This is a genomic window from Mesorhizobium sp. M0491, from assembly GCF_040321265.1.
Taxonomy (GTDB): Bacteria; Pseudomonadota; Alphaproteobacteria; order Rhizobiales; family Rhizobiaceae; genus Mesorhizobium.
The window spans coordinates 310,133-328,896 of the sequence record NZ_JAMYRE010000005.1 but is presented as its reverse complement, the minus strand read 5'-3'; the positions used below and the strand labels follow the sequence as shown (position 1 = coordinate 328,896).

The window sequence follows — 18,764 nt, the reverse complement described above, 5'->3', positions numbered from 1 at the left end:
CCGCCATGGCCCTCCGGGGTGGCGGGCCCGGCCGCCAGCGCCGCAATTTGCGCATGCGGCTCGGGCGTTAGGGGCGGGGGGGCGGCCGTCTGGCTGCAGCTGGACGCCAGCAGGCAGATAAGCATCGCGATCGGGCTGCCCCGCCTGACACGTGCCGTGGTTGGAAAAATGCCGCGATGTTCGGCCTCGAGGCTCCCGCTCGGAGTTGCTTTTCCCGCCACCCGTTTCCTGTTGCCCAACATCCTATCGCCCCATCGCCGGGCCGAGGATGAGGCTGCGGATTTTTGGCGTCAGCGGCCTGACGACATCGGCGAAGGGGCCGCCCTCGGCCCGCAAAGCCATCAACCCTTCGACCTCTTCGTTGATGGCGTCGATGGTCTCTGTCTTCTGCGCGTCGGTCAGCTCCTTCATGCCGGATATGGCATTCCTGAGCTTGGCGAAAATGGCATCGAGTTCTGCGACCGGCATCGTCGCCAGGAACCCGCGCATGGTCTCGCCAAGCGCGATCTTCCAGCTGTCGGCGGTGAAACCGGCTGTGTCGATCAAGCCCTTGTCCGCGGCATCGCGCTCGTACCAGTCGGCGGCGATCTCCTCGTCATAGGCGAACTGACCGAATTCGGGTTGCAAGGCCTCGATCAGGCCGACGACCGCCGACGCATCCCGCGCTGTCAGCGCCAAGGCCTGCGGGCTGTCGAAGATCATGCCGGCAAGTGCGAGCGCGCCGGCCAGCCGGCGCATGGCTGCGAAACGCCGCTCAGCCATAACAATCCTCCGCAATGCCGGCCCGGGCACTGCTCGTCGCCTGGGACTGCAGAACCGAGCCGCCGATCGAGGCGGCCTGGCCGGCAATGACCCCACCATTGCCAGCCAGACCGCCAAGACCCCCCGCCATCGACAGGACACCGCCGAGCAGAGCCGCATTGGTCTGCGCCTTCGCCGCCGTCTTGGCGGCATCGGCGCAGGCCGTTTCCGTCGTCGGTTCGTTCTGGGCCTTCTTGCTGCCGGCCGCGCTCGCGATCGATGCCGGGTTGTTGTCGGCCTGGCCCGTTTGGCAGCCCGCCAGGGCAAGGGTCAGGGCCAGGAAAATGATCCTTTTCATGGTGCTGCTCATCATCGGGCAGCGCGCGGCGGCAGCTTGGCCTCGCGATGATCGGTCACCGCGTTGCCCAAGGCGATCGACAGCAGATAGACGCGCGGATTGAAGCCCGCCGCGGCCAGTGCCGACAGCGTCTTGAACAATTGCAAATGAAACATCGTGCCCCCTTGGATTGCCGCCAATGCGGTTCCGGTTTTGGAATCGCGCCGCAAACTAGGGGCATCGAAGGGGGTCAGCTTGGACAGAACGGCACTGAAAGCGGCCAAAACGGCCCGGGATTGACGTTTTGCAGGCCGCGGCGCATATGACCGCGCTCTTGGGCATGGGGGTGTCGATGACTGCGACGATGGGGCCGTCAGCTTCGTTCAGGCTGGCGACGGAGATGTTTCCGGAGCGGGATCGCGTCGAGATTACGCGCGAGGTTTACGGCCGCACCGTTCTGAGGGTGGACCTCGATCCGCTGGCGCCGGCGCAGATCGACATGCGGGTGCGCGCGTTGCCGGGCCTCGGCATCGCCACCGGCAGCTCATCGGAATTCCGGGTGCATCATACGTCGTCGCTGATCGACAACGACGACTTCGTTCTTCTGGCGGCCCTCGACGGGGGCAGCGTGATGAAGCATCGCGGCCGCGAGGAGGCGGTCGGCAACGGCCAGGCGCTCATGATGAGCGGTGAAGAGGTTGGCCTCAACCTGATCGGCGCCGGCGGGTTCCGCTTCGTCAATCTCAGTTTTTCGCGCAAGCAGCTTTCGCCTCTGATCGGCGATCCGGCCGCGGTCCTTATGCGGCCCTTGCCGACCCAGAGCGGGGCGATGCGGCTGTTGCTCGACTATATCAGCTCGATCCAGGAGGTCGGAGACGAGTTGACCGCGGAGGCCTGCCACCTTGCGGCGACGCATGTCTTCCACCTTGCCGCACTCGCCATGGGCGCGACCAGGGATGCGGCCCAGATCGCACGCGGCCGCGGCGTCAGCGTTGCCCGCTTGCGCGCCATCAAGGCCGATATCGTCGCGCATGGTGGCCATGTCGACCTGTCGGCGCAGGACGTCGCCGCCCGCCACGGACTGTCGGCCCGCTACGTCCGCAAGCTGTTCGAGAGCGATGGCACATCCTTGATTGATTTCATGATGAACCAGCGGCTGGCGCGCGCCCATCGCATGCTCGGCGATCCACGCCATGCCGGACGCAGCATCACCGCGATCGCCTACGAGGCCGGCTTCAACGACCTTTCCTATTTCAACCGGGCGTTCCGTCGCCGTTATGACGCTACTCCCTCGGACGTGCGGGCCGCGGCTTGCAAGCACTGACGCCAAAGCGCCGTCGGCCGGCGCGCTCCCGGGCCGTCCACGCGGTTGGACTCATTTGATCGCGTCTATTCGGCGGCCTTCGCCCCGGGATCGGCAATCTTGTCGTCCCAGACCATCTGCCGGTAGTCGAAACCATATTCCAGCGTCGGCTTGACGATGCGGAAATAGGGCGACAGGTCGAAATCGCGCGGCGTGTAGAGCGAGTGGTGGCGGATGTGCAGGATCTCCTTGCGCGAGTAATTCGACTGCGCCGAGGCGCGGCCGGGCGCACGGGTGATCTCGGGCAGGATCGGATAGCGGATCTGGCCATAGGCCTCGGCGATCAGCGTAGAGCAGATCGCCCGTGTCGGGTCGCCGGAGCCGAAGGCCAGCATGCGGCGCCGCCAGCGCACCGGCACCGGCGGTGTCGGGAAGAAAAAACGCAGCATGTCGAAAATGTTCTTGAGGTCGTATTTCAGGCCGAGCCTGCCGATCATGAACGCGACGACCTTGTCGCGATCCTCCGGCGCCAGCCCGCTCGCCCGGCAGATGCGGGTGTTGTAGGTGCGGTAGCGCGACAATGGCACGGCGACGCAGCCTTCGCCGATCGTGACCTCGATCAGGCGCGGCCGCTCCGAGCCGTCTTGCGGCTCTGGCAAGGCGTCGCCGACATGGAAGGCCGCATGCGACCAGGTCGACTGGGTCAGGTATTTGATCGCCGCCGAGATCTTCTGGTTGCCCTCGATCAGCAGGATGTCGCCGGGCTCAAGCGTGCGGCGCAGCGTTTCGGCATCGGACGGTGTGTAGGGCTCGTAGCCGGAGGATTCTTCCTGCAGCCGGCCGGCAAGCCAGCGGCCAAGTCGATCCAGAAGCGTGTCGCCGGGCTCGGTCATGCCCCATGGCGATTAGCATGGGCGGGTAATGAGGGCTAGCGCACGCCTTTCCTCCCCCTGTCCGGACCGAGAGGAAAGGCGCCAAGTCAGCTTGCCGTCGCAGCGGCCTCTTCCGGCGGCGCAGCCAGATCGTCACGCGCCTTGCGGGCCAGTTTGCGTGTCGAGCGTTTGGGACTGTCGCTGAACAGTTCGGCCGCCTCAGCAAGGCAGCTCTTCTTCAGCTGCTTCTCCGACCGTTTCAACAGCTTGCCCAGAAGTTTCGTGTCCTCGGGCAGCCCGAGCGGCTGGTCGTCGGCCTCGAGCAGCGCGCGCATCACCAGCACATCGTGCAGGTCGCCCAGCCGCTCGCCCAGTTCGTCGACCGCCTTGCGCCGGGCCTTGATCGGTGTCGGCCACAGCCTGCCGAGCAGCGACAGATGCATGCCGTGGGTCTTGGCCGCCTTGCGCAAATCGTGGAAATCATCGGCCGCGCCCCGCGATCCGGCCTTGTCGAGCGCCTTCCTGGCACGGCGCAGCGTGACGCGGGCACCTTCGGCAAGCACGTCGGCCGCCTGTTCCGGCTGGTCGGGCAAGGCCAGCGCTTCGATGCGTTTGAGGCCATCCTCGCAAGCGGCGGTCGCCGCGCCGATCGCCGCTTCGAGCCCGCTGCCTTCGTGCAGTTCATGCTGGCGCGCGATCAGCCTGTCGCGCGCAGCAGTAAGCCCATCGTCGGCGCTCTCCTTGGGAAAGCTCGCCGCCAGCCGGTCGATGGTCTCGATCAGCGCAGTCGCCTCGCGCGGACCGGCAAGCAGGCCGGCCACATTGCGATAGCATTGGTTCTCGGTCTCACAGAACGTTTCGTCGCCGGAACGAACAAGCCGCAGCAGGGCGCGGGCGCTCTTCAGTCGCTTGCGGCATTTGTGCAGCGCCTGTTCCGGGCGGCTCCGTGCGGCGTCAAGGTGATGCAGCGCCTTGCCGATTTCCTCGGCAAGGATACGCCTGACCTCGCCGGTCAGCGGCAGGCGCGGATCGATACGAAAGCTCATGCGGCGATCTCCGGTATCCCCCCAAGGGCGAGCGACGCGTTGTAGAACTTTGACTCGCCGGTGACTTCACGGCCGAGCCAGTCAGGCAGCATTTCGTCCGGCACGTCCTCCGGCGTCTCAAGTTCGGCGATCACAAGTCCCGCAAGCGGACCGCCAAAGACATCGATTTCGTAGAGATAGCCACGGTGCCTAACATGGTGACGTGTCTTCTCGATGACACGTCCGATGGCGAAGTCCAGCATCTCCACCGCCTCCGACAGCGGGATCGAATATTCGAATTCGTCGCGTTCGCGCGCCTTGCTGCCGAATTTGAGCGTCAGCCTGGCGGAAGTGCCATCGCTGATGCGAATGCGCACCGTGCGCCCGGGGCCGGCAGCGAGATAGAACTGAAGAATGCGGATATTGGCCTCGGCCAACTCCCGCCATGCGGTGCTGGTGACCAGGAATTTTCGTTCGACTTCCTTGCCCATGGCCGCGCACTAAAGCGTTTGCCGCCGTCGATGGCAAGGCAATGACGAACAGAAGTTGACTTTAATCAATCGATTGATTAACTGTTCTCATGATCAAACTACCTGAGCCTAAAATTCTTCGCCGCGAGCCCGCCGAGATGACGCGCGCGGCCCTTGTCCAGGCGGCGCTGAAGCTGTTCGGAAGGCAGGGCTTCGATGGCACCTCGACGCGCGAGATCGCCGCCGAGGCGCAAGCCAATATCGGCTCGATCGCCTATCATTTCGGCGGCAAGGAGGGTCTTCGCACGGCCGCCGCCGACTTTATCGTCGATACCATCCAGACGGTCGCCGGCCCGGCGCTCGGCAACGCGCAGGCGACCGCGCCGGTCGGTCCCGAGGCAGCGCAGGCGCAGCTCTTCGCGGCGCTGGAGCGAATGGTCGGCTTTGTCGTGGCCAGTCCGCAGGCCGGCGAGATCGTGCAGTTCATCCTGCGCGAACTTTCCCATCCAACGGCAGCCCTCGATCGTATCTATGACGGTGTCTTCGAGCCGAGCCATCGCCGGCTGTGCCAACTCTGGGAACAGGCGACCGACGAGCCGGCCGAAAGCGAGGCCACAAGGCTCACCGTGTTCACGCTGATTGGCCAGGTCATCTATTTCCGCATCGGCCGCGAGGCGGTGATGCGCCGCATGGGCTGGAAAGACATCGGCGCCGCCGAGGCGGCCAAGGTGGTGGCGGTCACATCGGGTAATCTCAAGGCCATATTGGCTTTCAGAAAGAGCAAAGCATGAAGGGGCAAAGACCATGAGCTTTCTGTGTTCGCTGCCGCTCGCCGCGCAGCTCTTCTCGGCCTGTGCCCCGGCTGCCCCGCTGGCCGTCGGCTATGTCGAAGGCGACTATGTGCTGCTGGCGCCGATCGAGGTGGCGCAGGTCGAGACCGTCACGGTGAAGCGCGGCGACCGTGTGGTGCCTGGCACGACCGTGGTGACGCTGGAAAGTGCCGATGCCAAGATCGCGGTTGCGCAGGCGCAGGCCGGCCTTGCCCAGGCCCAGGCGCAGTTGGCCGACCTGCAGATCGGCAAGCGGCCGGAAGAGATCGCCGTGCTGAAGGCCGAGGTCGACATGGCCAGCGCCCAGGCCGCCGACGCCAAGCGCAAATACGACCGCGCCGCCGATCTGTTCAAGCGCGGCGCCGGCACGCAGGCCGATTTCGACACCGCGTCGGCCACGCTCGAGACGGCCAATGCGCAGGTCGGCCAGGCCAATGCCAATCTCGCCGTCGGCGGCCTGCCGGCACGGCCCGAAACGATCAAGGCCGCCGACAATCAGGTCAAGCAGGCGCAGGCCGCGTTGGAGCAGGCGCAGTGGCGGCTGTCGAAACGGGTGCTGGCGGCGCCTTCGCCGGGCCGCGTCAACGATGTCATCCGCAATCCGGGCGACACATCAGGTCCGACCGCGCCGGTCATCTCGATCCTGCCCGACGGCGCGGTGAAGCTCAGCGTCTACATTCCAGAGAGCGCTTTCTCCTCGGTCAAGGTCGGCACCTTGCTCGGCGTCCATTGCGACGGCTGCGGCCCGGATGTGAAGGCGCGCGTCAGCTATGTCTCGCCGGATCCCGAGTTCACCCCGCCGGTGATCTACTCCCTGGAGAACCGGCAAAAGCTGGTCTACCTCGTCGAGGCGCGGCCGGAGGGCGATGCCGGCCCGCTGCAACCGGGCCAGATCGTCGATGTCGATCTGGCGGACAGCGCAAGATGAACGCCATCGACGTCCATGGCTTGGTCAAGCGTTTTGGCGACAAGACCGTCGTCGATCATGTGACGATGTCGGTCGCCGAGGGCGAGATCGTCGGCTTTCTCGGCCCCAACGGCTCGGGCAAGACCACCACCATCCGCATCATGTGCGGTCTGCTGACGCCGGACGAAGGCGAAGGCACGGTGCTCGGCTTCAACATCCGCACCGAGAGCCTGCGCATCAAGCGCGAAGTCGGCTACATGACGCAGAAATTCTCCTTCTACGAGGATCTGACGATCGGCGAGAATCTCGAATTCGTCGCGCGGCTCTACCGGCTGAAGCCGGTCGAAGAGCATGTGGCGCGCACGTTGGAGGACCTCGGCCTGACGTCGCGCCGCAACCAGCTGGCCGGCACCTTGTCGGGCGGCTGGAAGCAGCGGCTGGCGCTGGCCGCCTGCATCATGCACAAGCCGAAATTGCTGCTGCTCGACGAGCCTACGGCCGGTGTCGACCCGAAGGCTCGGCGCGAGTTCTGGGACGAGATCCATCGCCTCGCCAGCGGCGGGCTGACCGTGCTGGTCTCCACCCACTACATGGACGAAGCCGAGCGCTGCCACCGCATCAGCTACATCTCCTATGGCAAGATGCTGGCCACCGGCACTGTCGCCGAAGTGGTGAAAAATGCCGGGTTGACCACTTTCGTCCTCCAGGGCCCGCGGCTCGATCAGATCGCCGAAGCGCTGCAGGGCCGCGCCGGCGTCGACCAGGTGGCGCCGTTCGGCGCGACGCTGCATGTCGTCGGCTCGGACAGGAAGAAGCTCGAAGCCGCACTCGCCGACGTCGAGAAAGAGCATAAGGGCGTGAAAGTTTCGCCCGGCGAAACTAGCCTCGAGGACGTCTTCATCCAGTTCATGTCCGGGTCGAAGGACAACATGGCATGAACAGCGTCTTTTCCTTCGCCCGGCTTGGCGCGCTGCTGATCAAGGAATTCATCCAGATGCGGCGCGACCGCATCACCTTCGCCATGATGCTGGGCGTGCCGCTGATACAGTTGGTGCTCTTCGGCTACGCCATCAACAACGACCCGAAAAGCCTGCCGGCGGCACTCGTGGCGACGAGCAACGATCCCTACACGCGGGCCATTGTCGCGGCGCTGCAGACCACCGGCTACTATCGTTTCGACCATGTCGCGCAAAGTGCCGCCGAGGCCGAGTTCCTGATATCGCGCGGCGACGTCGCCTTTGTCGTCACCATCCCCGCCGATTTCGCCAGGAGGGTGGAGAGCGGCAACAACCCGCAGATACTTATCGAGGCCGACGCCACCGACCCGGCGGTGGCCAGCGGCGCCATCTCGACGCTCGGCACCGTCGCCAGCCAGGCACTGCTGAGGGCGCAAGGGACGCAGGAAGCCGCCGCCGAGGCCGCCAAGGGTCAGCTCGATGTCGTCGTACACCGGCGCTACAATCCCGAAGGCATCTCGCAATACAACATCGTGCCCGGCCTGCTCGGCGTCATCCTGCAGATGACCATGGTGATGATGACCTCGATCGCGCTGACCCGCGAGACCGAACGCGGCACGATGGAAAACCTTCTGGCGATGCCGTCGAGCCCGCTCGAGATCATGATGGGCAAGGTGCTGCCCTATCTGGCGGTCGGCGGCGTTCAGGTGGTGGTGGTACTGGCGGCGGCGAAGCTTCTGTTCGCCATCCCCTTCACCGGGTCGATGTCGCTGCTGTTGACCGCCGTGCTGATCTTCGTGCTGGCGCTGGTGCTGCTCGGCTACACGATTTCCACCGTCGCCCGCACGCAGATGCAGGCGCTCCAGCTCACCTTCTTCTTCTTCCTGCCGTCGATCATGCTGTCGGGTTTCATGTTCCCCTATCGCGGTATGCCGGACTGGGCGCAAATCTTCGGCGAGATATTCCCGCTGACGCATTTCCTGCGCATCACCCGCGCCGTGATGCTGAAGGGCGCTGAACTGCCCGCAGTGGCAGGCGAGATCGGCTGGCTGGTGGTGTTCGTGGCCTTGTTTGCCGGTGTGGCATTGGTGCGGTTCAGGCGGACGCTGGATTAGGGTCAAGGCCAATCAGCGGCCATCGCTTAACCGTTGAGCGAAGCTGGACCGCTGACGAACGGGTTCCCTTTGACATAGAACCGCAGCAGGCGGTCCGCATCCTTCGAGATGCCGATCCTGACACTCTTCCCGATTTCGCCGGGTTCGCCACCATCATGTCCGAGCCATAGCGGGCCTTCGCGGCAGAGATCGAGCCCGTCGAGCGAACGATCGATCCGCAACGCCTGGGCGAGCCTTCCCGGTCCCCGCGCCAGGTCGCGCAAACGCTCGATGCCGCGATTGAGCCGCATGATCGCGATGCCTTCGAGCGGCTCCAGCGCCCTGATCAGCACGCCGGTTCCGGTCCCCACCATCTCGCTCGAAACGTTGAGCATGTAGGAGATGCCGTAGGCGAGATAGACATAGGCGTGCCCAGGCTCGAGAAACAGCGAACGGTTGCGCGGCGTCATGCCCCGGTAGCCGTGCCCGGCGGCGTCGCCGGTCACATAGGCCTCGGTCTCGACAATGCGGCCGCTGACGACGCCTTCAGGAAGCTCGCGCACCACGATCTTGCCGATGAGAGTGCGGGCCAGCGATGCCGTATCACCAAGCAGTTCCGAGCGCGCGAGCGGGCGGTGGATGGCCATGCTCAGCGCTGCCGGATTTCAGGGTATCCGCTCGATCCGCCTGTCACCGCTTTAAGCCGCCGCCATGATCTCGGCATAAGTCCCGAAATCGACATTGCCGCCGGACAGCACCACTGCAATGCATTTGCCGGACAGTTCGATCTCGCCCGACGACAGTGCCGCCAGCGCCACGCAGCCGCCGGGCTCGACCACCAGCTTGAGATAGGCCATGGCGTCGCGCATCGCCTGAGCCGCCGCCTGGTCCGAGACGGCGATGCCACCGGTGAGGTTCCTGCGGTTGATCTCGAAGGTGATCAGGCCGGGCTCGGCGGTCAGGAGCGCGTCGCAGATGGAGCTATGGCCGGGCTCGTTCGAAACCTTGGCGCCTGCGGCCAGCGACCGGCGGGTGTCATCAAAATGCTCGGGCTCCACCGCCCAGACCGCAGTGTCCGGCGAGGCGTCCTTGACGGCCACCGAAATGCCGCTGGTCAGGCCGCCGCCGCCGCAGGGAACGACCACCGCGTCGAGGTCGACGCCAAGTGTTTTTGCCTGGCGCATCAATTCGAGGCCGATCGTGCCCTGGCCGGCAATGATGGCCGGATCGTCGAAAGGCGGCACCAGCACCATGCCTCTCTCCATGTAAGGACGGATCACGGTCATGCGGTCGTCGCGAAAGCGGTCGAACGGGACCACCTCCGCGCCCATCTTGCGCACGTTGGCGATCTTCATCGCCGGCGCGTCCGAAGGCATGGCGATCACCGCCCTGACGCCGAACATCGCGGCCGAAGCGGCGACGCCTTGCGCATGATTGCCCGACGAGAAAGCGACGACACCTTGGCTGCGTTCCGCCTCGCCGAGCGACGACAGCTTGTTGTAGGCGCCGCGGAATTTGAACGAGCCGGTACGCTGCAGCGTCTCCGGCTTGAACAGGATGCGGCCGCCGAAGCGCTTGTTCAGCTCCTGCGATTCGAGCAACGGGGTTTCGACGATCAGGCCGGAGAGACGCGCGGCGGCGGCGTGGATGTCGGCGATGCCGGGAGGGGTGGTCATGGCGGGTCCTGCGGAAACATGTTGCCCTTCATGATGCCCGCAAAGGGAGGCGGCGCACCAATGAAAAAATGTGACCGTTACAAAGTTTGGCGGGTCATGAACGGCGCTTGCGCCGCCCCTCACCTGCCTGCCGGCATCCTCTCCCCGTATAGTGACGGGGAGAGGGGCCTTCATCAACGGTTTCGCCAATCACTAGCGTTGCAGGAAGAGTGCCGAGGTTGCGGCCGGCGTCTTTCTCCCCGTTCTACGGGGAGAAATGCCCGGCAGGGCAATGAGGGGCGGCGCCGAGATGGGCAGTTAACTCCCTACTTATCCGAGCAAAGTCCTCTGCCTCTTGCCCCCACCCAGCTTGCGCCAGTTGTTGAACCGGTGGCTGGCGGCGGCAAACGAGATCTTCATCTGCTGGGCGACCGAATAGCGCGACTTGCCCTCGTCGAACATGCGGTAGCAGCACTCGACGCCCTCCTCGGTCAGTTTGCCGTCCGGCGCCTTGTTGTGCGGGTTGGCGGGATCGAATTTCTCGACCTGCTGCTCGACCAGCCCCTTCAGGCGTTGCAGGTCGGCCTCGATGCTGGCGATGAGATCGAGAACGGGCTTGGGATCATAGGGGTGCGGAGGCTGTTTTGCCGTCATCTGCCGGTTCCTTGTTCTTGGCTTGAGTCCAGCAATATAGGTGAACATTCACTGATAATGAAGGGTCACCGCGGGCGCGGGGCTTCAACAATTCTTGACCGCGACCCAGCGCGCAATTGACCGAAGGCGTTCAAAACCCTAGTTTAGAACTATTCTAAACTAGGGTGAATTCCTCATGCTTTCCCGTGTTTTCGGCTTCGGCCGCCGCCCCTTCGAATCGCTCTCCGAACAGGAGATCCTGGCGCTGGCCATTTCCTCCGAGGAGGATGACGGACGCATCTACCGCGCCTATGCCGACGGCCTGACGGAAAACTTCCCGCAATCGGCAAAAGTGTTCGAGGAGATGGCCGAGGAAGAGGATGGCCATCGCGATGCGCTGATCGAGCTGTTCCGCAAACGGTTCGGCGAGCGCATACCGCTGATCCGGCGCGAACATGTGAAGGGCTATTACGAGCGCAAGCCCGACTGGCTGGTCCGGCCGCTCGGCATCGAGCACGTCCGCAGCCAGGCCGAGGCGATGGAGCGGCAAGCCTACCTTTTCTATGTCGAGGCGGCCAAGCGCACGGCGGATGCCTCGACGCGAAAACTGCTCGACGATCTGGCGGTGGCCGAACTGGGCCATGAGACCCTGGCGCAGCGTCTGGAGCAGAAACATGTGCCGGGCGAAGTGAAGGATGAAGAGACCGCCGCCGAGCAGCGCCAGTTCATCCTCACCTATGTGCAACCAGGGCTGGCCGGGCTGATGGACGGATCGGTGTCCACTCTGGCGCCGATCTTTGCCGCCGCCTTCGCCACGCATGACACCTGGCAGACGCTGTTGGTTGGGCTTGCCGCCTCGATCGGCGCCGGCATTTCGATGGGCTTCACCGAGGTCGCTTCCGACGACGGCAAGCTGTCGGGCCGCGGCTCGCCGATCAAGCGCGGTTTGACCGTCGGCATCATGACGACGTTGGGCGGTCTCGGACACGCGCTCCCCTATCTCATTCCGAGCTTCTGGACGGCGACGGGTGTCGCTGCAGTGGTGGTGTTCTTCGAACTGTGGGCGATCGCTTTTGTCCAGAACCGCTACATGCAGACGCCCTTCCTGCGTGCCGCCTTCCAGGTGGTGCTGGGCGGCGCCCTGGTGTTCGCGGCCGGCGTGCTGATCGGGAATGCGTAACCGCAAAGCGCCCCCTCACCCAGCCTCCGCTTCGCTCGGCTGACCTCTCCCCGAGGGGAGAGGAGACTACCAGCGCCGGCGCCAACTCTTCTCCCCTGGGGGAGAAGGTGGCCGCGAAGCGGCCGGATGAGGGGGCGACGGCGCGGCGATCGGCTACCACTCACCCATTCACCGCCCGGCTATCCCTAGGCGCCTCGTCCCTCTCCGTCAGCCCATAATCCCTCACCACATGGGCGATGCGCAGTCGGTAGCCGGCAAAGATGCCGCCACGACCGGCCTGCTGCGCCTGCCGGTGTTCTTCGGTGCTGCGCCAGGCCTTGACCGCTTCCTCGTCGCGCCAGAACGACAGCGACAGGACGCGGTTCGGATCGGCCAGGCTCTGGAAGCGCTCGATCGACAGAAAGCCGTCGATGCCGTCGAGCAGCGGCCGCAGATCGGCGGCGATGCTCAGATATGCATCGCGCCTGCCCGCCGCCGGCTCGACCTCGAAGATGACGGCAATCACGGCAGCACCAGTTTCGCGTGCGGGCCCGAGACGTGCTTCAGGAACATGCGGTCCTCCTTGAGGATGAATCTTTCACGCTTGGCAAACTCGTAGTTTGCCTTGCCGGCGGGATGGGCGGCAAGTCGCGCGCGGTAGGCCTCATAGGCCGCCAGGCTGTCGATGTTGTAGGCGGCATAGGCCGTTGTCGCCGAGCCTTCATGAGGCGCGTAATAACCGATCAAATCGGCGCCGCAGCGTGGAATGGCCTGGCCCCAGTTGCGGGCGTACTCCTCGAAGGCCGCCTTGCCGAACGGGTCGATCTCATAGCGGATGAAGCAAGTGATGGTCATTGTGGTCTCCTCGGGATTGCGTCAATAGTTCGAGCCGCATCGAAACGTCCTGCCGCCCGACCTGCTAGGGCTGCCAGAAGGATTTCGCGCATTCGCGGCGCACGTCTTGCCGTGTAAGGCCAAGATCGCGCAGCTGATGATCGTCGATCTCGGCAAGGTCGAGGCGCTGCAGATGACGGTCATACCAGCGGGCCAGCAGCCGCGAACGCAACCAGGTGACGAACGGGAACGATTGTCGGCTGGGGAGCGCCGAGGGGAAAGCGGTTCGTGCGGCCATCGTCGTCTCCTTGATCTCACCTGAGAATAGTGATTATCTGACAAGGATGCTTCGATGAGGAACGAACCATGCGCGAAGGACCAGACATCGCCCGCATCGCCAGCCTGGTCGGCGACCCGGCACGGGCAAACATGCTGAATGCCCTGATGGGCGGCACGGCGCTGACGGCGAGCGAGCTGGCGCTCGAGGCCGGCGTCTCGCTGCCGACCGCCAGCTCGCACCTGGGCAAACTGATGGAAGGTGGGCTGCTCACGGTGGCGAGCCAGGGCCGGCATCGCTATTACGGCCTCGCCGGACCGCAGGTGGCGGGCATGATCGAAGCCATCACAGGTGTCGCGGAAGCCGTCGGTCCAAAGCGTGTGCGCCCGGGTCCGCGCGATGGCGCCATGCGCGTGGCGCGCGTCTGCTACGATCACCTCGCTGGCGAGCAGGCGGTGACGATGCTCGATCGGCTCGTCGCCAAAAACGTGCTGGTCCGCGACGAACAGGAGATCAGGCTCGGTCCTTCGGCCGCATCGCATTTCGCAGCGATAGGCATCGACGTCTACACCAAGCCGCGACGGCCGGTGTGCCGCGCTTGCCTCGACTGGAGCGTGCGGCGCTCACACCTCGCCGGCACACTGGGCGCCGCCATCCTCGACAAGATCCTTGCCGAGAAATGGGCGCGCCGCGAGAAGGACAGCCGCGCGGTGATCTTCTCGCCGCCGGGTAGGCAGGCGTTTGAGAGGGTGTTTTTGACGTGAGACGTCGGCGGGACAACGCCCCCCTCTGCCCTGCCGGGCATCTCCCCCTCTTGGGGGAGATTGGCAGTTTCATCGTTTCGCTCACCTTACAGCGTTGATAGTTGGCGAAAGCGGTGGAGCGCATAATCTCCCCCTTGAGGAGGAGATGGCCGGCAGGCCAGAGGGGGGTACGCGAAGGATCGCTGCGTTGGCAAATTGCGGCGAACTCTACCCCCGCTTCAACACCTTCCCCTGCTTGAAAAACTCCTTCCACGGATCGGCTTTCGCCAATTGCTTCAGCGTCGTCTTGTCGCCGATCGGGAAAGCGTTCGGCGCCAAGCCGGCCTCGATCTCTGGCCAGGTCACCGGCATCGACACGGTGGCGCCCTTCTTGGCGCGCGACGAATAGGGCGCGACCGTCGTCGAGCCCCTGCCGTTGCGCAGATAGTCGACGAAGATCTTTCCGGTGCGCGCTTTTTTCGACAGCGTCGCCGTGTAGCGGTCGGGGGCACCCTGCTCCAGCGCCCTGGCGAAATCATGGGCGAAGGTTTTGACCTCCTCCCAATCCGCCGCTGGTCTCAGCGGCACCATGACGTGAAAGCCCTTGCCGCCCGACGTCTTGACGAAGTTCGGCAGCGACAGCTCGTCGAGCTTGCCCCTGATATCGAGTGCCGCCTCGCGGACCGCCTTCACGTCGACACCTTCATCGGGATCGAGATCGAAGATGATCTGGTCGGGCTTTTCGATCTCATCGATCGTGCACCCCCAAATGTGGATCTCGACCACGCCATACTGGACCAGTGCGGCAACACCATCGAAATCCCGGATGTACAGGATCTCCTCGCCGTCACTAGGGTCCTTCATGCGGGCGATCTTGTCGCTCATGCCGGCCGAGGCATGTTTCTGGAAGAAACGTTGGCCACCGACACCGTCCGGCGCCCGCACCAAGCTGAGCGGCCGGTTGACGACAAACTGTTCCATGCGCGGCCAAACCTGCGCGTAATGGTCCAGCAGGCCCCGCTTGGAGATGTTTTCGTCCGGCCACAGCAGCTTGTCGGGATGCGAGAGTTTTACCGTGGTCGTCATCGATCTAGCGGCTTTGCCACCCGGTGCCGGCTTGGCCGTGCTCTCGCCTGTCGATGGCTTGCCTGTCGACGCTTTGGGCTTTTCCTGCACGACTTCCTCCGCCGCCTTGTCCTCGCGCAATCCCTGGAACGAGGCGTGGCGTATTATACGGTCCGAGGTCCAGCTGCGAAACTCCACTTCGCCGACAAGCTCGGGCTTGACCCAGACCAGGCCCTTTCCCTTCGGCACGGCGGCGGAGAAGGGCGATGTTTTTGCCGTCAATGCATCGAGTTTTGCCTTCAGCTCATTGGCGCCCTTGCCCGAAAGACCGGTGCCGACGCGGCCGGCATAATGCAGCTTGCCGCCCTCATGGAAGCCGACGAGGATCGAGCGCAATCCGCGCCCGGTCTTGTCCGACGGCAGATAGCCGCCGATGACGAATTCCTGCCGCGCCGTGCATTTCGACTTCACCCAGGTCGGGCCTCGGCCGCTGCGATAGGGGGCATCGGCACGCTTTGAGACGACGCCTTCCAGGCCCATGCGGCAGGCATGCTCCAGCATGATCTTGCCAGGTTCGGAGAAATGGTCGCTGAAGCGGGCCGCGGGATTGTCGGACTGTTCGCCGAGCAGCTCCTGCAAGGCCTGCTTGCGCTCGACCAGCGGCTCGCGGCGCAAATCCCTTCCGTCGAGGCGCATCAGGTCGAACACGTAATAGACGAACCGATGCGTCCGCTTCGCCGACAGGTCCTGCTGCAGCAGCGCGAAAGACGAGACGCCGCTGTCGGCGAGCACGACCACCTCGCCATCGATGATGGCGTCGCTGCACTTCAGCCCGGCCAGCTCCGCGACGATCTCGCTGCCGAATTTCTTTGTCCAGTCGAGGCCGGTCCGGGTCAGCAGCCGCACATCGGTGCCGGCGATCTGCGCCTGCATGCGGTAGCCGTCGAACTTCACCTCATGCAGCCAGTCCTTGCCCGGCGGTGCATCGCGCTCCAGCGTGGCCAGCTGCGGCTCGATGAAGTCGAGGCGTTTGCCGGGTTTCGCTTTGCCGGCGGCCGGCTTGTTGGAATGCCATACTTTCGGCTTCTCACCCTTTGCGGACTTGCCCTCGCCGACCTCCTCGATGGTCAGGCCGGACTTCACCGATTCTGGCGCTTCCTTGAGGATGTCCTCGCCAGGACGCGCTGCGGCATCGTCCGACTTGATCAGCAGCCAGTTGTCGCGTTTTTCACCCGCACGCGGCTTCAGCCGCACCAGATGCCATGCCCCATGCAGCTTGTGGCCCTCAAGCTCAAAGCTGATATGGCCCTTCTTCATCGCCTTGGCCGGGTCGATCTCGGGGGTCCAGGTGCCCTCGTCCCAAACGATGACCGAACCGCCGCCATATTCGCCCTTGGGAATGGTGCCCTCGAACGGCGCATAGTCGATCGGGTGGTCCTCGACATGCACGGCGAGCCGCTTCTCATGCGGGTCGAGGCTCGGGCCGCGCGTCACCGCCCAGCTCCACAGCACGCCGTCATGCTCAAGCCGCAGGTCGTAATGCAGCCGCGTCGCGGCATGCTTGTGGATGACGAAGATGCCGCCGGCCTCGCCCTTCTTGGCCAGGGCAACCTTGCCGGCCGGTTCGGCGGTCTTCTTGAAATCGCGCTTGGAATGATATTGTTCGAGGCTGGCCATCCGTTGGGTTCCTCAGGCCGATTTGCGTTTGGGCGCGCTGCCTTTCGGCTTGGCGCGTTTGGCCGCCGGCTTGGCTTTCGCCGACGAAGGCTTTTTCGATGACCCGGAGTCCGACAGGCTCTTCTTCAGCGCGTCGAACAGATTGACGACATTGGAAGGTTTGGGCGCCGCTTTGGCCTTCGGCGCCCTGTGGCCGGCCTTCTTGGCGCGGATCAGCTCCAGCAGCGCCTCCTCGTATTTGTCGTCGAATTTCGAGGGGTCGAACTTCGTCTTCTTCTTGTCGATGATCAACTCGGCGAGGTCGGTCATCTCCTGATCGGTCTTCACGGACTCGATGTCGCCGAACACGGTTTCCGGTTGGCGCACCGTGTTGTCGTAGCGCAAGGTCGTCAGCACCATCCCTTTGCCGAGCGGCTCGATAACCACCGGCCGTTCGCGTCGGTAGAGCACGATACGCGCCAACCCGGCCATCTTCTTGCCCGCCATCGCATCCCGGATGACGGCGAACGCCTCTTCCGACACCTTGTCGGCCGGGGCGACATAATAGGGCGTATCGAGATAGATCTGCTGGATCGAAGCTTTGTCGACGAAACCGTCCAGCGCCATCGTGTGCGAGGATTCGATCTGTACCGCCTCGATCTCGTCCTCCTCGATATGGATGAAATCGCCATCGTCGAGTTCATAGCCCTTGACCTCCTCATCCTCCTCCAGCGGCTTGCCGGTTTCGGCATCGACATAGAGCCGCTTCACCGTGTTGCCGGTCTTGCGGTTGAGAATGCGAAACGAGACCCGCTCCGTGTGGGTGACGACATTGGTCAGTTCGACGGCACAGGTGACCAGCGATAGCTTCAGATAGCCCTTCCAGGCCGGACGCGGCGCCATGAGCTCTTCCCTTCCAGAACGAGATGAAGGTGAGAACGGACAGACCGCGCTCCAGTTCCGCGCTCACGCGCCGATCTGGATGCCGAGGGCCACCCGTGGCGTTCTGGCCGCCAGCACGGAAATTTCGCGAGCGCGGCAAAAGTTGAAACAGAACCGCGCACGGGCGACATTCAAACGAAACATATGTGATGCAAAAGTCACATTGACCGGAATGCCGACCAACTGCACCGAAAGACCCCGAATCAGCCGCATTCCAGCCACGAAGCGAGGCATTTTCGACCAGATATTAACATCACGTTCACCGACTATTCACGCCTCGACGCTATGATGACCGCAATTCGGAAGGGACATCCGAAAATCGGGACAGGGACCAGGGTAATGAACTTCCTCGCGCACCTCATCGGCTATGCCGCCGCAATCCGCGAATTCATCGCGCCGACTTATCGGCCCGAGCGCTATTACATGCGCGGCCCCGGCCCGGCCTGCGCCCGTCGCGGCAACTCGCTGGGCGCGCACTGATCATGGCTTTCGAAAATCGCCACGACAGCCGGATCTGCAGGCCCGCCGCCTCTACCCGCGCCACCACCTATCGCGCCGAGCGTCCCGCTCTCGCCGACAGGCGCCGTGCGACATCGCCACGGCTTTGATACCGACGCTGGCCGGCTTAGTGTCGTAGGACACGAGCAGCCGAGGCCAGCTTGACCGACCATTCCCAACCCAGTCGACCCAAGTCAAACCGTCCCTCCGGAACAACTCTCGACGCACGCTATCCATTGATCGTTTTCGATGGCGTCTGCGTGCTCTGTTCCGGCTTCGTGCGCATGGTGGTCAGGCTCGACCGCCAAGGCCGTTTCCGCTTCGCCACGGCGCAGTCGCCCTTCGGTGAAACGCTGTTCCGGAGGCATGGACTGCGCACGGACTCTTACGAAACCAATCTCGTCCTGATCGACGGCGTCGCCTTCACGCGGCTTGACAGCTTCGTCGCCGTCATGGCGGAACTCGGCTGGCCCTGGCGGGCGGCAAAAGCGCTGTTGCTGCTGCCGCGCCCGCTGCGTGATTGGCTCTACGATCGCATCGCCAAGAACCGCTACGCCCTGTTCGGCAGGAAGGACAGCTGCGAGATCCCCGCACCCGAGCTGCGGGAACGGTTCCTTGGCTAGAAAACGTGGGGAGCAGCGCGTGAAGCGTCTCATCTAACACCGACGGCTTCTGGCGGCTGCATTGTCCATTTGCGTTGCCAAGGTGGCTGTGATCGCTGCCCACATTGTTCGAAGCTGCCGAGGGTAGCCGCTTCCACGTTCCCG

Annotated in this window: 24 protein-coding genes; 9 read left to right on the top strand and 15 right to left on the bottom strand. The window is 64.2% G+C overall.

Features of this window, described 5'->3' with window-relative positions; translation table 11 throughout:
* Nucleotides 1-243: 243 nt before the first annotated feature.
* From NKI69_RS08900 to NKI69_RS08890, 3 genes are read right to left on the bottom strand one after another with little or no spacing between them, the layout of a single operon-like run.
* Nucleotides 244-762: a hypothetical protein gene (locus NKI69_RS08900; RefSeq protein WP_023813479.1), complete on the bottom strand. Its 519-nt coding sequence runs from the start codon at nucleotides 760-762 to the stop codon at nucleotides 244-246.
* Entirely contained in the window at nucleotides 755-1,099 is a 345-nt protein-coding gene (locus tag NKI69_RS08895; RefSeq protein ID WP_352613473.1) for a hypothetical protein, read from the bottom strand. Before NKI69_RS08895 ends, NKI69_RS08900 begins: the two co-directional genes overlap by 8 nt.
* Before the next feature lie 11 nt (nucleotides 1,100-1,110).
* Nucleotides 1,111-1,254 (bottom strand): hypothetical protein, encoded by a 144-nt coding sequence (locus tag NKI69_RS08890; RefSeq protein ID WP_023813481.1) that lies wholly within the window; start codon nucleotides 1,252-1,254, stop codon nucleotides 1,111-1,113.
* A 146-nt stretch (nucleotides 1,255-1,400) separates the two neighbouring features.
* Between NKI69_RS08890 and NKI69_RS08885 the strand changes: the two genes are divergently transcribed.
* On the top strand, nucleotides 1,401-2,402 hold the full coding sequence (locus NKI69_RS08885; protein WP_245273289.1) for a helix-turn-helix transcriptional regulator: 1,002 nt from the start codon (nucleotides 1,401-1,403) through the stop codon (nucleotides 2,400-2,402).
* A 65-nt stretch (nucleotides 2,403-2,467) separates the two neighbouring features.
* Here the strand turns inward: NKI69_RS08885 and NKI69_RS08880 are convergent, their stop codons facing one another.
* The 3 genes from NKI69_RS08880 to NKI69_RS08870 form a co-directional block, all read right to left on the bottom strand.
* A complete protein-coding gene (locus NKI69_RS08880; protein ID WP_352677914.1) occupies nucleotides 2,468-3,274 on the bottom strand; it encodes a C40 family peptidase in 807 nt (268 codons plus the stop codon).
* An 86-nt stretch (nucleotides 3,275-3,360) separates the two neighbouring features.
* Entirely contained in the window at nucleotides 3,361-4,299 is a 939-nt protein-coding gene (locus NKI69_RS08875) for a CHAD domain-containing protein (protein ID WP_023813484.1), read from the bottom strand.
* Nucleotides 4,296-4,769: a CYTH domain-containing protein gene (locus tag NKI69_RS08870; RefSeq protein WP_023813485.1), complete on the bottom strand. Its 474-nt coding sequence runs from the start codon at nucleotides 4,767-4,769 to the stop codon at nucleotides 4,296-4,298. The genes NKI69_RS08875 and NKI69_RS08870 overlap by 4 nt, the downstream gene beginning before the upstream one ends.
* Nucleotides 4,770-4,858: 89 nt before the next feature.
* On the opposite strand from NKI69_RS08870, the gene NKI69_RS08865 reads away from it, so the two are divergent.
* The 4 genes from NKI69_RS08865 to NKI69_RS08850 are packed head-to-tail and all read left to right on the top strand — an operon-like array spanning nucleotide 4,859 to nucleotide 8,556.
* Entirely contained in the window at nucleotides 4,859-5,539 is a 681-nt protein-coding gene (locus NKI69_RS08865; protein ID WP_031213671.1) for a CerR family C-terminal domain-containing protein, read from the top strand.
* A 13-nt stretch (nucleotides 5,540-5,552) separates the two neighbouring features.
* Entirely contained in the window at nucleotides 5,553-6,506 is a 954-nt protein-coding gene (locus tag NKI69_RS08860; RefSeq protein ID WP_023813487.1) for an HlyD family secretion protein, read from the top strand.
* On the top strand, nucleotides 6,503-7,423 hold the full coding sequence (locus NKI69_RS08855) for an ABC transporter ATP-binding protein (RefSeq protein ID WP_352721002.1): 921 nt from the start codon (nucleotides 6,503-6,505) through the stop codon (nucleotides 7,421-7,423). The genes NKI69_RS08860 and NKI69_RS08855 overlap by 4 nt, the downstream gene beginning before the upstream one ends.
* Complete coding sequence (locus NKI69_RS08850) at nucleotides 7,420-8,556, top strand: ABC transporter permease (protein ID WP_352613459.1); 1,137 nt, start codon at nucleotides 7,420-7,422, stop codon at nucleotides 8,554-8,556. Before NKI69_RS08855 ends, NKI69_RS08850 begins: the two co-directional genes overlap by 4 nt.
* 26 nt (nucleotides 8,557-8,582) lie before the next feature.
* On the opposite strand, the gene NKI69_RS08845 is transcribed toward NKI69_RS08850, so the two are convergent.
* The 3 genes from NKI69_RS08845 to NKI69_RS08835 form a co-directional block, all read right to left on the bottom strand.
* Nucleotides 8,583-9,182 (bottom strand): DNA-3-methyladenine glycosylase, encoded by a 600-nt coding sequence (locus NKI69_RS08845; protein WP_352613457.1) that lies wholly within the window; start codon nucleotides 9,180-9,182, stop codon nucleotides 8,583-8,585.
* A gap of 51 nt (nucleotides 9,183-9,233) precedes the next feature.
* The gene (locus NKI69_RS08840; RefSeq protein WP_352721000.1) at nucleotides 9,234-10,211 is read right to left on the bottom strand and encodes a threonine/serine dehydratase family protein; all 978 of its coding nucleotides are present in this window, start codon (nucleotides 10,209-10,211) and stop codon (nucleotides 9,234-9,236) included.
* Nucleotides 10,212-10,520: 309 nt separating this feature from the next.
* Nucleotides 10,521-10,844, bottom strand: a complete 324-nt coding sequence (locus tag NKI69_RS08835; RefSeq protein WP_023813492.1) for a hypothetical protein — start codon at nucleotides 10,842-10,844, stop codon at nucleotides 10,521-10,523.
* A 175-nt stretch (nucleotides 10,845-11,019) separates the two neighbouring features.
* Here NKI69_RS08835 and mbfA point away from each other — a divergent pair, with 175 nt between their 5' ends.
* The gene (gene mbfA / locus NKI69_RS08830; protein ID WP_023813493.1) at nucleotides 11,020-12,003 is read left to right on the top strand and encodes an iron exporter MbfA; all 984 of its coding nucleotides are present in this window, start codon (nucleotides 11,020-11,022) and stop codon (nucleotides 12,001-12,003) included.
* A gap of 160 nt (nucleotides 12,004-12,163) precedes the next feature.
* Here mbfA and NKI69_RS08825 read toward each other — a convergent pair whose 3' ends face one another.
* The 3 genes from NKI69_RS08825 to NKI69_RS08815 all read right to left on the bottom strand — a co-directional run bounded on the left by NKI69_RS08825 (nucleotide 12,164) and on the right by NKI69_RS08815 (nucleotide 13,114).
* On the bottom strand, nucleotides 12,164-12,508 hold the full coding sequence (locus NKI69_RS08825) for an antibiotic biosynthesis monooxygenase family protein (protein ID WP_023813494.1): 345 nt from the start codon (nucleotides 12,506-12,508) through the stop codon (nucleotides 12,164-12,166).
* Nucleotides 12,505-12,837, bottom strand: coding sequence for an NIPSNAP family protein (locus tag NKI69_RS08820; RefSeq protein ID WP_023813495.1), 333 nt, complete (start codon nucleotides 12,835-12,837; stop codon nucleotides 12,505-12,507). The genes NKI69_RS08825 and NKI69_RS08820 overlap by 4 nt, the downstream gene beginning before the upstream one ends.
* A 64-nt stretch (nucleotides 12,838-12,901) precedes the next feature.
* On the bottom strand, nucleotides 12,902-13,114 hold the full coding sequence (locus NKI69_RS08815; protein ID WP_023813496.1) for a DUF1127 domain-containing protein: 213 nt from the start codon (nucleotides 13,112-13,114) through the stop codon (nucleotides 12,902-12,904).
* Between the two features lie 68 nt (nucleotides 13,115-13,182).
* On the opposite strand from NKI69_RS08815, the gene NKI69_RS08810 reads away from it, so the two are divergent.
* The gene (locus NKI69_RS08810; protein ID WP_023813497.1) at nucleotides 13,183-13,857 is read left to right on the top strand and encodes an ArsR/SmtB family transcription factor; all 675 of its coding nucleotides are present in this window, start codon (nucleotides 13,183-13,185) and stop codon (nucleotides 13,855-13,857) included.
* Between the two features lie 207 nt (nucleotides 13,858-14,064).
* On the opposite strand, the gene ligD is transcribed toward NKI69_RS08810, so the two are convergent.
* The 3 genes from ligD to NKI69_RS08795 form a co-directional block, all read right to left on the bottom strand.
* On the bottom strand, nucleotides 14,065-16,578 hold the full coding sequence (ligD, locus tag NKI69_RS08805) for a DNA ligase D (RefSeq protein WP_352720996.1): 2,514 nt from the start codon (nucleotides 16,576-16,578) through the stop codon (nucleotides 14,065-14,067).
* Between the two features lie 12 nt (nucleotides 16,579-16,590).
* Nucleotides 16,591-17,460: a non-homologous end joining protein Ku gene (gene ku / locus NKI69_RS08800; RefSeq protein ID WP_128305295.1), complete on the bottom strand. Its 870-nt coding sequence runs from the start codon at nucleotides 17,458-17,460 to the stop codon at nucleotides 16,591-16,593.
* Nucleotides 17,461-17,523: 63 nt separating this feature from the next.
* A complete protein-coding gene (locus tag NKI69_RS08795; RefSeq protein ID WP_164893053.1) occupies nucleotides 17,524-17,688 on the bottom strand; it encodes a hypothetical protein in 165 nt (54 codons plus the stop codon).
* 150 nt (nucleotides 17,689-17,838) lie between these two features.
* Between NKI69_RS08795 and NKI69_RS08790 the strand changes: the two genes are divergently transcribed.
* Both NKI69_RS08790 and NKI69_RS08785 read left to right on the top strand, forming a co-directional pair.
* Nucleotides 17,839-17,979: a hypothetical protein gene (locus NKI69_RS08790; RefSeq protein WP_023813501.1), complete on the top strand. Its 141-nt coding sequence runs from the start codon at nucleotides 17,839-17,841 to the stop codon at nucleotides 17,977-17,979.
* Nucleotides 17,980-18,158: 179 nt separating this feature from the next.
* Nucleotides 18,159-18,620, top strand: a complete 462-nt coding sequence (locus NKI69_RS08785) for a DCC1-like thiol-disulfide oxidoreductase family protein (protein ID WP_031213673.1) — start codon at nucleotides 18,159-18,161, stop codon at nucleotides 18,618-18,620.
* Nucleotides 18,621-18,764 lie beyond the last annotated feature (144 nt).

Bases quoted from the DNA above. Each gene is read 5' to 3' on its own strand.
- NKI69_RS08900 (WP_023813479.1), bottom strand. From the start codon at position 762: ATGGCTGAGCGGCGTTTCGCAGCCATGCGCCGGCTGGCCGGCGCGCTC.
- NKI69_RS08895 (WP_352613473.1), bottom strand. From the start codon at position 1,099: ATGAAAAGGATCATTTTCCTGGCCCTGACCCTTGCCCTGGCGGGCTGC.
- NKI69_RS08890 (WP_023813481.1), bottom strand. From the start codon at position 1,254: ATGTTTCATTTGCAATTGTTCAAGACGCTGTCGGCACTGGCCGCGGCG.
- NKI69_RS08885 (WP_245273289.1), top strand. From the start codon at position 1,401: ATGACCGCGCTCTTGGGCATGGGGGTGTCGATGACTGCGACGATGGGG.
- NKI69_RS08880 (WP_352677914.1), bottom strand. From the start codon at position 3,274: ATGACCGAGCCCGGCGACACGCTTCTGGATCGACTTGGCCGCTGGCTT.
- NKI69_RS08875 (WP_023813484.1), bottom strand. From the start codon at position 4,299: ATGAGCTTTCGTATCGATCCGCGCCTGCCGCTGACCGGCGAGGTCAGG.
- NKI69_RS08870 (WP_023813485.1), bottom strand. From the start codon at position 4,769: ATGGGCAAGGAAGTCGAACGAAAATTCCTGGTCACCAGCACCGCATGG.
- NKI69_RS08865 (WP_031213671.1), top strand. From the start codon at position 4,859: ATGATCAAACTACCTGAGCCTAAAATTCTTCGCCGCGAGCCCGCCGAG.
- NKI69_RS08860 (WP_023813487.1), top strand. From the start codon at position 5,553: ATGAGCTTTCTGTGTTCGCTGCCGCTCGCCGCGCAGCTCTTCTCGGCC.
- NKI69_RS08855 (WP_352721002.1), top strand. From the start codon at position 6,503: ATGAACGCCATCGACGTCCATGGCTTGGTCAAGCGTTTTGGCGACAAG.
- NKI69_RS08850 (WP_352613459.1), top strand. From the start codon at position 7,420: ATGAACAGCGTCTTTTCCTTCGCCCGGCTTGGCGCGCTGCTGATCAAG.
- NKI69_RS08845 (WP_352613457.1), bottom strand. From the start codon at position 9,182: ATGGCCATCCACCGCCCGCTCGCGCGCTCGGAACTGCTTGGTGATACG.
- NKI69_RS08840 (WP_352721000.1), bottom strand. From the start codon at position 10,211: ATGACCACCCCTCCCGGCATCGCCGACATCCACGCCGCCGCCGCGCGT.
- NKI69_RS08835 (WP_023813492.1), bottom strand. From the start codon at position 10,844: ATGACGGCAAAACAGCCTCCGCACCCCTATGATCCCAAGCCCGTTCTC.
- mbfA (WP_023813493.1), top strand. From the start codon at position 11,020: ATGCTTTCCCGTGTTTTCGGCTTCGGCCGCCGCCCCTTCGAATCGCTC.
- NKI69_RS08820 (WP_023813495.1), bottom strand. From the start codon at position 12,837: ATGACCATCACTTGCTTCATCCGCTATGAGATCGACCCGTTCGGCAAG.
- NKI69_RS08815 (WP_023813496.1), bottom strand. From the start codon at position 13,114: ATGGCCGCACGAACCGCTTTCCCCTCGGCGCTCCCCAGCCGACAATCG.
- NKI69_RS08810 (WP_023813497.1), top strand. From the start codon at position 13,183: ATGCGCGAAGGACCAGACATCGCCCGCATCGCCAGCCTGGTCGGCGAC.
- ligD (WP_352720996.1), bottom strand. From the start codon at position 16,578: ATGGCCAGCCTCGAACAATATCATTCCAAGCGCGATTTCAAGAAGACC.
- ku (WP_128305295.1), bottom strand. From the start codon at position 17,460: ATGGCGCCGCGTCCGGCCTGGAAGGGCTATCTGAAGCTATCGCTGGTC.
- NKI69_RS08790 (WP_023813501.1), top strand. From the start codon at position 17,839: ATGAACTTCCTCGCGCACCTCATCGGCTATGCCGCCGCAATCCGCGAA.